Origin of the sequence: Plantactinospora alkalitolerans (genome assembly GCF_015690345.1) — a bacterium.
Taxonomy (GTDB): domain Bacteria; phylum Actinomycetota; class Actinomycetes; order Mycobacteriales; family Micromonosporaceae; genus Plantactinospora; species Plantactinospora alkalitolerans.
Window position 1 is genome coordinate 1 of the sequence record NZ_JADPUN010000138.1, and the last position, 12681, is coordinate 12681.

12 protein-coding genes and 1 pseudogene are annotated in these 12681 nt (G+C 71.4%); 6 read left to right on the plus strand and 7 right to left on the minus strand.

Annotated elements, in window-relative coordinates; translation table 11 throughout:
* The 6 genes and pseudogenes from I0C86_RS43320 to I0C86_RS13055 all read right to left on the minus strand — a co-directional run.
* Nucleotides 1–214: pseudogene (locus I0C86_RS43320) on the minus strand (hypothetical protein); the annotation flags it as partial.
* On the minus strand, nucleotides 214–771 hold the full coding sequence (gene frr, locus I0C86_RS13035; RefSeq protein WP_196201502.1) for a ribosome recycling factor: 558 nt from the start codon (nucleotides 769–771) through the stop codon (nucleotides 214–216). The pseudogene I0C86_RS43320 and the gene frr, both read right to left, overlap by 1 nt.
* Before the next feature lie 74 nt (nucleotides 772–845).
* Nucleotides 846–1616: a UMP kinase gene (pyrH, locus tag I0C86_RS13040; RefSeq protein ID WP_196201503.1), complete on the minus strand. Its 771-nt coding sequence runs from the start codon at nucleotides 1614–1616 to the stop codon at nucleotides 846–848.
* 178 nt (nucleotides 1617–1794) lie between these two features.
* Nucleotides 1795–2625, minus strand: coding sequence for a translation elongation factor Ts (tsf, locus tag I0C86_RS13045; protein ID WP_196201504.1), 831 nt, complete (start codon nucleotides 2623–2625; stop codon nucleotides 1795–1797).
* A gap of 131 nt (nucleotides 2626–2756) precedes the next feature.
* A complete protein-coding gene (rpsB, locus tag I0C86_RS13050) occupies nucleotides 2757–3674 on the minus strand; it encodes a 30S ribosomal protein S2 (protein ID WP_196201505.1) in 918 nt (305 codons plus the stop codon).
* A gap of 310 nt (nucleotides 3675–3984) precedes the next feature.
* Nucleotides 3985–5268, minus strand: coding sequence for a chromosomal replication initiator protein DnaA (locus tag I0C86_RS13055; protein WP_196201506.1), 1284 nt, complete (start codon nucleotides 5266–5268; stop codon nucleotides 3985–3987).
* A gap of 152 nt (nucleotides 5269–5420) precedes the next feature.
* Here I0C86_RS13055 and I0C86_RS13060 point away from each other — a divergent pair, with 152 nt between their 5' ends.
* From I0C86_RS13060 to I0C86_RS13070, 3 genes are all read left to right on the plus strand, one after another.
* Nucleotides 5421–6548, plus strand: coding sequence for a DUF2332 domain-containing protein (locus tag I0C86_RS13060; protein WP_196201507.1), 1128 nt, complete (start codon nucleotides 5421–5423; stop codon nucleotides 6546–6548).
* A 106-nt stretch (nucleotides 6549–6654) separates the two neighbouring features.
* A complete protein-coding gene (locus I0C86_RS13065) occupies nucleotides 6655–7014 on the plus strand; it encodes a YraN family protein (RefSeq protein ID WP_196201508.1) in 360 nt (119 codons plus the stop codon).
* An 88-nt stretch (nucleotides 7015–7102) separates the two neighbouring features.
* Nucleotides 7103–8233, plus strand: a complete 1131-nt coding sequence (locus I0C86_RS13070) for a threonine aldolase family protein (protein ID WP_196201509.1) — start codon at nucleotides 7103–7105, stop codon at nucleotides 8231–8233.
* On the opposite strand, the gene I0C86_RS13075 is transcribed toward I0C86_RS13070, so the two are convergent.
* Nucleotides 8221–9129, minus strand: coding sequence for an SMP-30/gluconolactonase/LRE family protein (locus I0C86_RS13075; protein WP_196201510.1), 909 nt, complete (start codon nucleotides 9127–9129; stop codon nucleotides 8221–8223). The genes I0C86_RS13070 and I0C86_RS13075 overlap by 13 nt on opposite strands.
* Nucleotides 9130–9235: 106 nt before the next feature.
* Between I0C86_RS13075 and I0C86_RS13080 the strand changes: the two genes are divergently transcribed.
* The 3 genes from I0C86_RS13080 to I0C86_RS13090 all read left to right on the plus strand — a co-directional run bounded on the left by I0C86_RS13080 (nucleotide 9236) and on the right by I0C86_RS13090 (nucleotide 12648).
* Nucleotides 9236–9703 (plus strand): Lrp/AsnC family transcriptional regulator, encoded by a 468-nt coding sequence (locus I0C86_RS13080; protein ID WP_196201511.1) that lies wholly within the window; start codon nucleotides 9236–9238, stop codon nucleotides 9701–9703.
* 201 nt (nucleotides 9704–9904) lie between these two features.
* A complete protein-coding gene (locus I0C86_RS13085; protein WP_196201512.1) occupies nucleotides 9905–11425 on the plus strand; it encodes a YifB family Mg chelatase-like AAA ATPase in 1521 nt (506 codons plus the stop codon).
* Nucleotides 11422–12648: a DNA-processing protein DprA gene (locus I0C86_RS13090; protein WP_196201513.1), complete on the plus strand. Its 1227-nt coding sequence runs from the start codon at nucleotides 11422–11424 to the stop codon at nucleotides 12646–12648. The genes I0C86_RS13085 and I0C86_RS13090 overlap by 4 nt, the downstream gene beginning before the upstream one ends.
* The last annotated feature ends 33 nt before the right edge of the window (nucleotides 12649–12681 follow it).

Consider the following 12681-nt stretch of genomic DNA (forward strand, 5'->3'; position numbering starts at 1 on the left):
GAAAGCTGTCGGTCGGGCCCGCATAGGTGTCGGGCGCGGCACCTCCGTGCCGCGCCCGAACCCAGGTCTCGTCGTCGCCGGCCGGCCACTGACGGCCCGCAGGACCGTCCTGGCGCTCCGGGCCACCGGACCACTGAAGGCCACGCGGATGCTCGGGCCGCTGCTGCCGGGCATGCGGCTCCGCGCTGCCGCGATAGGGGTCGACGTGGGACATCAGACCTCGAGCAACTCGGTTTCCTTGTGTTTCACCAACTCGTCGACGTGTGCCACGTACCGGTGGGTGAGGTCGTCCAGTTCCTTCTCGGCACGTCGACCCTCGTCCTCACCCGCTTCGCCGTCCTTGACGACCCGGTCGAGTTCTTCCTTGCCCCGGCGGCGGATGTTCCGGATCGCCACCTTGGCTTCCTCGGCCTTGTGCCGGGCCACCTTGATCATGTCGCGGCGCCGTTCCTCGGTCATCTGCGGCAGCACGATACGTAGCTGGTTGCCCTCGTTGTTGGGGTTCACGCCGAGATCGGAGTCGCGGATCGCCTTCTCCATGGCCTGCAACTGCGAGTTGTCGTACGGCTTGATGATCGCCATCCGGGGCTCGGGGACGCCGACGGAAGCCATCTGGGTCAACGGGGTCGGACTACCGTAGTAGTCGATGATGATCTTGGAGAACATCGCCGGAGAGGCACGCCCGGTACGGATGGCGCCAAACTCCTCCTTGGCGTGCTCGACCGCGCGCTCCATCTTCTCCTCGGCCTCGAGGAGGGTGTCGTCGATCACCTGCTCCTTCGCCTCCTTCTGCTGCTCCGTCGTTAGTACTCTGTCCGGGCTCGCCAACCCGGCCTAAGCGCGGCTCACGCCGTGATCAACGTTCCGATGCGCTCGCCGCCGACGGCCCGGATGATGGTGTCGTCGCCCTCGGCACCGAAGACCAGCATCGGCAGGCCGTTCTCCTCGCAGAGGCTGAACGCGGCGGCATCGGCGACGCGCAGTCCACGACGGAGCACCTCGGAGAAGGTGATCTTGTCGAGCTTGCTGGCGTCCGGGTCGGTACGCGGATCCGCCGTGTACACGCCGTCCACCCCGTTCTTGCTCATCAGCACCACGTCGGCCCGGATCTCCAGCGCGCGCTGGGCGGCGACGGTGTCGGTCGAGAAGTAGGGCATCCCGGCGCCCGCGCCGAAGATGACCACCCGGCCCTTCTCCAGGTGCCGGATCGCCCGGAGCGGAATGTAGGGCTCGGCGACCTGCGCCATCGTGATCGCGCTCTGCACCCGCGTCTCGATGCCCTCCTTCTCCAGAAAGTCCTGGAGAGCCAGGCAGTTCATCACCGTGCCGAGCATGCCCATGTAATCGGCCCTGGCCCGGTCCATGCCGCGCTTCTGGAGCTCCGCACCCCGGAAGAAGTTGCCGCCGCCGACCACCACCGAGACCTGCACGCCCCGGCGTACCACGGTTGCGATCTGCCGCGCGATGGCCTGCACCACGTCCGGATCGACGCCGATCGCGCCGCCGCCGAAGACCTCGCCGGACAGCTTGAGCACCACCCGGCGGGCCCGTCCAGGTGGTGGCGCCGTCGGATCGTCCGCCGCCGAGGTCCGGTGGTCACTCACAACCTGCGTCATCCGACCCGCCTCTCCCGCGCCGGCACGCCCGGCGTCCGTTCACCCAACCTGCCGCTGCTGACCCTACGTGACAAGGAGGCCGCGGTGCCTGTCACGTACACCAGCGGCCTCCTCTCCGTGTCACCCCGTCTCCGCCGCACGTCCGGGTCGCGGGGACCCGGGCCGTACGCCAGGCGGCTCAGGCCTGTCCGACCTCGAACCGCACGAACCGGGTCACCTCGATACCCGCCTCGGCGAGCATCTGCTTCACCGACTTCTTGTTGTCGGCGACCGATGCCTGCTCAAGCAGGACGTAGTCCTTGAAGAAGGCGTTGACCCGACCCTCGATGATCTTGGACATGGCCGCTTCGGGCTTGCCCTCCTCGCGAGCGGTCTGCTCGGCGATACGCCGCTCCGAGGCGACGGTCTCGGCCGGCACCTCGTCCCGGTTGACGTACTTCGGACGCATGGCGGCGATCTGCATCGCGACCCCGCGCGCGTCGGCGTCACCGGCCTCGTCGGACTTGCCGGTGTACTCGACCATCACACCGACCTGCGGGGGCAGGTCCTGCGCCTTCCGGTGCAGGTAGACCGCGACCGGCCCGTCGAGGGCGGCGAAGCGGTTGAGCACCAGCTTCTCGCCGATCTTGGCGGACTGCTCCTGGACGGCGTCGGCGACGGTACGGCCGTCGGCCAGCGTGGTACCGAGCAGACCCTCGGCATCGGTGGCGCCGGACTGCGCGCCGTGCTCGACGAGGACCTGCGCGAACGCGATGAAGTCAGCGTTCTTGGCGACGAAGTCGGTCTCGCAGTTGAGTTCGAGCAGCGCCTTGCCGGAGTGCGCCACCAGACCGTTGGCGGCGGTGCGGCCGGCCCGCTTGCCGACGTCCTTGACGCCCTTGACACGCAGGAACTCGACAGCCTTGTCGAAGTCGCCCTCGGCCTCGGTGAGGGCCTTCTTGCAGTCCATCATGCCGGCGCCGGTGAGGTCCCGGAGCTTCTTGACGTCCGCGGCGGTGAAGTTGGACATGACTCTCTCTTCGGTGTGTAACGCGGCTGATTCGGTGGTCTTCTGCGGTTACCCCGATCCGGGGCCACCGTGCCTCGTACCAGGTCGGGTTCCGCCGGCCGAACAATCAGCGGCGGAACCCGACGGCGACATCACTCAGCGGCGGCGGTCGCCGGCTCGGCAGCCTTCGGCTCGGCGGTCGCCGGCTCGGCGGTCGCCGGCTCGGCAGCGGCGGCCGCCGGCTCGGCAGCCTTCGGCTCCGAGTCTCCGTCGGCCTTCTTCTCGGTGTCCTCGATCAGCTCGCGCTCCCACTCGGCGAGCGGCTCGTCGGCGCCGACCACACCCGGCTCGGGCTTCTCGTCGCTGCCGCGACGCTTGCCCGAGCGGGCGATCAGACCGTCACCGACGGCCGCCGCGATGACCTTGGTCAGCAGCTCGGCGGAGCGGATCGCGTCGTCGTTACCCGGAATCGGGAAGTCGACCTCGTCCGGGTCGCAGTTGGTGTCGAGCACGGCGATCACCGGGATGCCCAGCTTGCGGGCCTCGTCGACGGCGATGTGCTCCTTCTTGGTGTCGACCACCCAGATCGCGGCCGGAACCTTCTGCATGTCCCGCAGCCCGCCGAGGGTGCGGGTCAGCTTGATCTTCTCGCGGGACAGCTGCAGGGTTTCCTTCTTGGTGTAACCCTGCGCGGTGCCGGACAGGTCGCCGAGCGCCTCCAGCTCCTTCATCCGCTGGAGCCGCTTGTAGACGGTCTGGAAGTTGGTCAGCATGCCACCGAGCCAGCGGTGGTTGACGTACGGCTGGCCGACCCGGGTCGCCTGCTCGGCGATGGCCTCCTGGGCCTGCTTCTTGGTGCCCACGAAGAGGATGCTGCCGCCCTCGGCAACGGTCCCACGCACGAACTCGTACGCCTTCTCGATGTACTCGAGGGTCTGGCGCAGGTCGATGATGTAGATGCCGTTGCGCTCGGTCATGATGAAGCGCTTCATCTTCGGGTTCCAGCGCCGGGTCTGGTGCCCGAAGTGGACACCGCTCTCCAGCAGCTGACGCATGGTCACTACGGCCATGGTGGGGTGCTCCTTCAGTTCCCTGGTTGTCACGCCCGGCCGGCGGCCTGGCGTCCTGGCACCTGGTCGCCGGCCATGGGGGACCCGATCAAGATCGGGACCAGGGGGCCGTCGCTCCACGGACAGACCGTGAAGAGGGCGCGCGAGGTCGACCGCACGAGGCGGTCGCCAATAGCCAAGTGTACGCCCCCGCCCCGTCCACCAGCACGCAAACCCCCTCCGGGGCTCCGGCGCTGGTCAGCGCGCTCGCTCCGGCGCTACCGGTGGCGCCTGGCCGGCCTTCCGAGCGGCCCCTCGCCCCGGCTCGTGGTCAGCCCGTCGCGAGCGCCGCCGCGACGAAGAGCACGAGCCCGATCGTGAGGTAGCCGGTGGGTGGCCGGAGCCAGGCCCGGACCGGATCCCCGAGAGTCGCCGCACTGGTAATCAGCCCATAGAGCCCGGCGGCGAACATCGGCAACCCGAGTACGAGAAAGACCCCGGCGAGTACCGCGGAGGCCGAAACAGGATCTCCGACCATCCCGTCGAGCAGCACCCGGACGGCGGGCACCTCGAAGGCGAGGGCGAGGATCGCCAGGATCGCGGCCAGCCCCGGCCGACGGGTCCGGTAGACCCCGTCGGCACCGGCCAGAACGACACCACTCGGTTGTCCAGGCGTACCAAGGCCCGGCGTACCAGGGCCCGGCGTACCAAGGCCCGGCGTACCAAGGCCCGGCGTACCAAGGCCCGGCGCGCCATGGCCGGGCGTACCGTGGCCCGGCGCGGCGGTGCGGTGCAGCGCCGCCCGGTCGATGGCCTCGGTGTGGAAACCGGCCGCGTCGGCACCGGGCGCCGCGCCCGCCCCGCCCGGTCGCGACTCGACCTGGGGCACCAGGTTGGTCGGCTGGTCCAGCGGTCCCGGCTGCTCGGCACCCCGCCCGGGTTGCACGATCGGATAACCGGACAACGGCGGGCGCCCGGGGTCCGCCCCCATCGCCGATGCCCCGGCATCCGCCGGGGACGGTGACGGCTGGCCGGGGTCGGCGGGCGGTGCGCCGTGCCGACCGGTTCCGTGGCCGCGGTACGGCAGGCCCGAGCCGCCGTCGATGCCACCACCGGCCGGGATCCGGTACGGAGCGTCGACCCGGTCGGCCCCGGAGCCGGCCGGGATCCGGTACGGACCGTCGAGCGGATCGGCGCCGGCGAACGTACCGCCGGCCGGGTCGGGACCGCCACCGTGGAGAGCGGCCTCGTGACCGGGGTGGCCCGGCGACCCGCCGTCCGGGCCGGCGACCGAGTCCCGGACCCGTTCGGTGGCGTCCCGGGACCATTCGGCGGGCGGATATCCGGGGTCGACCCCCGATCCGCCGAGGCCGAAGCTCGGCAACGGCACCTCCAGCGAGGCGCCGGCCGATTCCCCGTACCGCTCGGTTCCGGTCTCGGCGGGCTGGCCGTACCGGGCGTCCGGGACCGGACCTCCGTGCTGGGTCGGGGCCAGGTGATCGGCGCCGGAATAACGGTCCTCACCAACACCACGCCACTGCTGGTCGGGATAACCGTTGTTACCTGCCCGCCAGCCGGGCACCTGCTCTTCCGGGAGGTTGCGTTGTTGGTCCACGACCAGGCACGGTAGGTGACCTGCGTGGCTGCTCGCCAGTCAGCTGACCCGGATGCCGGCTTGCCAGCGGAAATTCCGGTTTTGCCGAGGGGTGCCGGGGGCGTGATCACCGTCGCAGCGCCGAACCCGGCACCAGATCCATACTTCCCGTCATGAACACCGACGAGCGGAGTCGGCTGGCCCGGGTGTTCCAGCATTTCGCCCGACACGAGTTCCACGGCCACTCGCCCCGCTACGAGTTCCTGTCCGAGGTGGTCGCCGACCGTCCGGAGCTGGCGGCGCCGTTGCTGGCCGCCGGTCCGGGACAACGGCGCCCGATCCTCTTCTTCGCCGCGGTGCAGTATCTGCTCCGCACCACCGCGCACGGCCATCCGCTCGCGGAGTACCTGCCGGGGCTGGGCGGGTACGGCGAGATCGGCCCCGACCTGGCGGCGGCGTTCGTCGACCTGGCGCAGACCCGTCGGGACGAACTCGCCCGGCTCTGCGCGACCCGCAGCACGCAGACCAACGAGGCCAACCGGGCCGCGCTGCTCCGTCCCGGATTCGGTCGGGTGGCCGAACTGTGGCCGGAGCGACAGCTGCACCTGGCCGAACTGGGCGCCAGCGCCGGCCTGCTGCTCCGCGCCGACCGGTACGCCTGCCGGTACCTGGGCTCCGACGGGCGGACCGCGACGTACGGCCCGGCCGGCCTGCCCCCGGCCCTGACCATGACCTGTGAGGTACGCGGCACGGCCTGGCCGGATCCGGCAGCGACCGATCCGGCGGTGGTCGCCCGGACCGGCATCGACCTCGCGCCGATCGATGCCACCGACGGCCGGGCGACGGACTGGCTGCGGGCCTGTGTGTGGCCCGAGCAGACGGACCGCCTCGATCGGCTGGACGCCGCGCTGGCGGAGGTGGGCCGGGACCACCTGCGGCTGGTGGCCGGCGACATGGTCGAGGCCCTGCCCCAGGTGCTGTCCACCGTCTCCGACGACGCCCTGCCCTGCGTGTTCGCCTCGAACGCGGTGACGTACCTCGGTCAGTCGGACCGGCGCCGACTGGTGGCGGTACTCGCCGAGGTAGGAACACGACGGGACCTGGCGGTGCTCCTCAACGAGGCGTCCGAGGCGGGTGCCGAACTCTTCCAGGACCATCGCCCGGCGGCCGCCGGCCCGGCCGGGGTGCTCTCGGTCGGCCTGCTCACCCTGGTCACCTGGCGGAATGGCCGGATCGGCGTCGACGTCCTGGCCCGGACCGGTCCGCACGGCCAGTGGCTGGAGTGGCTGGACCGCGCATAGCAGTTCGGATGCATGATCGTCCGGCTGTCCACAGGGCGGCACGATATCCACAGGTGAGTGATCGGGGGCTTCTGCCGGGCCGGGATCGAGGGCACGGTTACGCCCCATGACAGCGGCGAGCGCGGCCCTCGGCGCGTACGGCGAGCGGTGTGCCGTACGGCACCTGGTCGGAGCCGGGATGCGGGTGGTGGACCGGAACTGGCGGTGTACCCACGGCGAGATCGACATCATCGCCTGGGATGGCGACGTCCTCGTCTTCTGCGAGGTGAAGACCCGACGGAGCGACGCCTTCGGCACGCCCGCCGACGCGGTGGTCGGCAGGAAGGCGCGACGACTGCGTCGGCTGGCCGCGCAGTGGCTGCGGACGACGGGCGCACACGCCGGGGAGGTCCGCTTCGACGTCGTCGAGGTCTATCCGGCGCGGGCCGGTGCCGCCCGCGTCGAACACCTCCAGGCGGCGTTCTGAACCGGCTCCCCGACACCACACCAGGTGCCCGTGACGCCACCAGAAATCCTTGTTGCCAAAGCATGGCAACAAGACAAGACTCCTGATCATGCCCTCTTCCGATGTCGATCCAGCCCGGATATCCGGCCCGACGCCGCCCCCGCCGATCCGGCGGTCCCTGTTCCTCCACTCGCCGATCCACCGGATGCCCCGGGCGGTGCTGCGGCAACTGCTCGACCAGGTCGACGAGGAGACGCCACCGGGCGGCCCGGACGGACCGGTCGCCCGGCTGGAGCGACGGATCGGCGAACTGCTCGGCACCGAATCGGCGCTGTTCTTTCCGACCGGGACGATGGCCCAGCAGGTCGCGCTCCGGATCCACGCCCAACGCCGGGGCCGGCTCGGTTTCGCCGCCCATCCACAGAGCCACCTGGACGTCTGGGAGGGCCAGGGCTACAACGCGGTCCACGGGCTACGGTTCCATCCGGCCGGGGACCGCTACCAGTTGATGACCGACGCGGACCTGGCGGTGATCGGTGAGCCGCTGGCCGCGGTCGTCTGGGAGTTGCCGCAGCGTGACATCGGCGGGCAGCTTCCCGAGTGGACGGACCTGTGCGCGCAGGTGACCGGCGTCCGGGCCCGGGGTGCGGCGGCGCACCTGGACGGTGCGCGGATCTGGGAGGCACAGACCTACTACGGCCGCCCCTTCGCCGAGATCGCCGGCCTGTTCGACACCGTCTACGTGTCGCTGTACAAGGCCCTGCTCGGCGTCCGGGGCGCGGTGCTGGCCGGCGACGCCGCGACCGTCGCCGAAGCGGCGGTCTGGCGGACCCGACTGGGCGGCAACATCCACGACGCCTGGCCGCTGGCGCTCGCCGCGCTCGCCGGGCTCGACAGGCAACTGCCCCGGATGCCGGCCTTCCGGGACCACGCGGTCGCGATCGCCACCGCGATCAACGCGGACGGGGCCGCGTTCGCCTGGCCCGATCCGCCCCAGACTCCGCTCTTCCACGTGCACCTGGCCGCGCCCAGGGCGGCGGTGGAGCGGGCCGGGGCGGAGATGATCGCCGAGCATGGCACCCAACTGTTCCCCCGGGTGCGAACCGGATCCGACCCGAGGCGGTCCAGCTTCGAGGTCACCGTCGGCGAGCAGGCCATGGCGTTCGCCCCGGACGAGGTGGTCACACTGCTGCACGAGTTGCTCGATCGGGCCGGCGCGGGCGGCGGTCAGTCCGGGTAGCGGGCTCCGTTGAAGGTGACGCGAAGCGCGTACAGCGAGGTCGAGGCGGCGATGAACAGATGATTGCGCCTCGGCCCGCCGAACGTGAGGTTGGCGACCGCCTCGGGTAGCAGCAACTTGCCGAGCAGGGTGCCGTCGGGGTCGAAGCAGTGCAGGCCGTCCCAGGCGGCGGCCCAGACCCGTCCGGCCTCGTCCAGCCGGATGCCGTCGAAGCGACCGAAGTCGCACTCGGCGAAGATGTCCCCGCCGGTGAGCCCGCCGTCGGCGGTGACGTCGAAGACCCGGATGTGGCTCGGCTCCTGCCGGGTGTCGACGATGTAGAGCCGCCGCTCGTCCGGGGAGAAGGCCAGCCCGTTGGGTCGGCTGAAGTCGTCGGCGACGATGCGTACCTGGCCGGTCCGGGGGTCGATCCGGTAGACGTGACAGCCGCCGATCTCGCTCTCGGCCCGGTTGCCCTCGTAGTCGTCGCTGATGCCGTAGCTCGGATCGGTGAACCACACCGACCCGTCCGCCCGCACGACGACGTCGTTCGGGCTGTTCAGCAGCTTGCCGTCGTACCGGTCCGCGAGCACTGTGATCGAGCCGTCGTGCTCGGTCCGGGTGACCCGCCGGTTGCCCTGCTCGCAGGTGACCAGACGGCCCTGGCGGTCGACCGTATTGCCGTTGGCGTATCCGGAGGAGTGCCGGAACACCCCCACCGCGCCGGTCGTCTCGTCCCACCGCAGCAACCGCTCGTTGGGGATGTCGCTCCACACCAGATAACGGCCGGCGGCGAAGTACACCGGACCCTCGGCCTTCCGCGCGCCGGTGTGCAGACGCTCGACGACGAAGTCACCGTCGCAGCCGGCGAACCGCTCGTCGACGAGATGGAACCGCGCGGGAATGACGTCCGACACCAGGTGCCTCCCATGGGTACGCCGAATGAGGATCAGAGATCAAGCCTGAATGTTGAATGGTGTACGGTCAACCCGTCGATGTCCCATATCACACTCGGAGCAGCACGTGCTTGACGAAACGGACCGTGCACTTCTGGCCCAGTTGCAGCGCGACGCCACGCAGTCGTACGCCGCATTGGGCGCCGCCGTCGGCCTGTCCGCCGGAGCGGCGCACGAACGGGTTCGGAAGCTCCGTGAGCGGGAGGTGATCCGCCGGACCACTGTCGACATCACGCCGACCGAGGTCGGCCGGGGCGTGCTCTCCTTCGTCCTGATCGAGTCCAACGCCTGGATGGGCGATCCGCCGACCCGCGACGCGCTGCTGGCCCTGCCGGAGATCCAGGAGGCGCACATCATCGCGGGTCCCGCGTCCGTGCTCGTGAAGATCAGGACGGCCAGCACGGAGGAACTCCAGGGGACGCTTCGACGGATCTTCGGCATCGACGGCGTCAGCGGAACCCAGACGATCGTCGTCCTGGAGACAGCATTCGAGCGCCCGCTGGACGTCCGCGCCGCGTCGGCCGAACCGACCTGACCGGAGCCGTCCCGGCAGGTCGTGCCGCCCGCAGACCACCGCGCGGACGGCATGCCTAGCACAGCCACCGCTTGATCGTCCGGATATCCACAGCACCCCCGGTTGTCCACAGGTCCCGGTCGCCGGGCTTCCTCGCCGCCCCCGTCAGGGCACCGTCGTTCCCATGCCGGTGCCGAGAAATGCGACCCGCGGGCACGCCCGATGAGTTACGCCAAGGTGCTCTGCGTGGGGCTGGTCGGGGTGACCGGACACCTCGTCGAGGTCGAGGCCGACCTGGCGCCGGGGCTACCGACCGTCGTGCTGTCCGGGCTGCCCGACACCGCGCTCAACGAGGCCCGGGACCGGGTACGCGCCGCGATCGTCAACTCCGGCCAGCGCTGGCCGAATCGCCGGATCACCGTCAACCTGCTCCCCGCGACACTGCCGAAATGCGGCTCGGCGTTCGACCTCGCCATCGCCGCCGCCCTGCTGGCCGGTTCGGGTGAGCTGCCGCTGGCCCCGCTCGACCGGGTGGCGGTACTGGGCGAGTTGGGACTCGACGGAGCCGTACGCCCGGTCCGGGGCGTACTGCCGATGGTCGCGGCGGCCGCCCGGGCGGGGATAAGCCGGGTGGTCGTACCGCTGGACAACGCCGCGGAGGCAGCGGTCGTCCCCGGCGTACGGGTCCGCGCGGTCGACACCCTGCACCGGCTGGTCGCCTTCGTCCGGGACGGGGCCCCGCTGCTGGAGCCACCGTCCGGGCAGCCGCCCGCCGCCTGCCCCGGTCCCGACCTCGCCGACGTGGCCGGGCAGGGGTTCGCCCGGCGCGCCCTGGAGGTGGCCGCGGCCGGGGGTCACCACCTGGCTCTGCTCGGCCCGCCCGGTGCCGGCAAGACGATGCTGGCCGAGCGGCTGCCGTCGATCCTGCCCGAACTGGACGACGCGGCCGCGCTGGAGGTGACCGCGCTGCACTCCATCGCCGGCCTGCTGCCTCCGGACGGCCGGCTGCTGCGCCGACCGCCGTTCCAGGCACCGCACCACACCGCGACCATCGCGTCCCTGGTGGGTGGCGGGACCGGGCTGGCTCGCCCCGGAGCGGTCTCTCTGGCACACCGCGGCGTCCTCTTTCTCGACGAGGCTCCGGAATACACCAGGGGCGCGCTCGAGGCGTTGCGCCAGCCGCTGGAGAGCGGCCGGATCCTGCTGACCCGGAGCAGGGGCGGCACCGAGTACCCCGCCCGGGTGCAGTTGGTGATCGCGGCGAACCCGTGCCCCTGCGCGAAGCCGTCCGGCGACATCTCGTGCGAGTGCACTCCGCTGGCCCGGCGCCGCTACCTGGGCCGGCTCTCCGGTCCACTGCTGGACCGGATCGACGTGCAGGTGACGCTGAATCCCCTGACCGCCGCCGAGTTGATGGATGCCGGGCTGACCATCGAATCCTCCGCGAGGGTCGCCGAACGGGTCGGCAAGGCGAGGGCGGCGGCCGCCGCCCGCTGGGCAGCGGGCGGATGGCGGATCAACGCCGAGGTGCCGGGGCCGCATCTGCGTCGTCCCCCGTGGCGGTTGCCGGCCGACGACACGCGGACACTGCGACGGCTGCTGGACACCGGCACCCTGTCCGCCCGTGGTTTCGACCGGGTGATCCGGGTGGCCTGGTCGATAGCCGACCTGGACGGCCGGGATCGCCCGGACGTCGGTGACGTGGACGAGGCGACCCAACTACGGACCGGGAGCATGGCATGACAGATCCGCTTCTACCGCCGTCCGGCACGGCGTCCGGAATGGACGAGGCCCGGCTGGCCCGCATCGCCCTGGCCTGGCTCGTCGAGCCCGGTACCCGATCGGTGTTCCGGCTGGTCGAGCGGTTCGGGCCGGTCGACGCGCTGCGCCGCCTGCTCGCCGGGGAGGTGGCGGACCAGAAGCTACGGTCGACGGTCGAGTCCCGGCTCGGCGCCGGAGATCCCTGGGAGGCCGCGTACGCCGCCGCCGAACAGACCGGCCGGGTAGGGGCGCGACTGGTGACCCCGGAGGACGACGAGTGGCCGGCGCGGGTACAGGACCTGCACAGGCTGAGGCTGACCAGCGCCGACCGCCGGGTCGACCAGGAGACCGCGCCACCGCTCTGCCTGTGGGTCCGTGGCGCCTGGCCGCTGGACGAGGTGCTGCAACGCTCGGTGGCGGTGGTCGGTTCCCGGGCCGCCACCCCGTACGGGCTGCACGTCGCCACCGAGATCGCCTTCGGCCTGGCCGAACGGAACTGGACCGTCGTCTCCGGCGGGGCGTTCGGCATCGACGCAGCCGCGCACCGTGGGGCGTTGAACGCCGGTGGCCTGACCGTGGCGGTACTCGCCTGTGGGGTCGACCGGCCGTATCCGATGGGGAACACCGCCCTCTTCGACCGGATCGCCGACGTCGGCCTGCTGGTCAGCGAGTGGCTTCCGGGTGCGGCGCCGCTGCGTCCCCGATTCCTGATCCGGAACCGGGTCATCGCGGCGGCGACGCTCGGCACGGTGCTGGTCGAGGCGGCGGCCCGCAGCGGCGCCACCCAGACGCTGCGCCGGGCGCTGGCCATGAGGCGACCGTCGATGGTGCTGCCCGGACCGGTCACCTCCGCGATGTCGGTCGGGGCGCACGAGTTGCTCCGCGAGCATCCCGAGGCGCGGCTGGTCACCGGCGTGCCACACATCCTGGAGGAGGTCGGGCGGATCGGTGCCGACCTGGCCCCGCCGGTTCGCGGTCCGGAACGGCCACGGGACATGCTGGACGACGAGTCCGCGCTGATCCTGGAGTCGGTACCCCTGCGAGGCGCGTTCGGACCGGACGCCCTGGCCGCGCGGGCCGGTGTCGACCTGCGCACCGCGCTGCGGAAACTCTCGATGCTGGAGCGGCTGGGGCTGATCGTCCGCCGCGACGACGGGTACGCACTGGCACCGGCGGGCGCCCGGTCCTCCGGCGAGCCCTCTTGACGGGGCCGTCGCCGGAAGCCCACCGTCACAGGT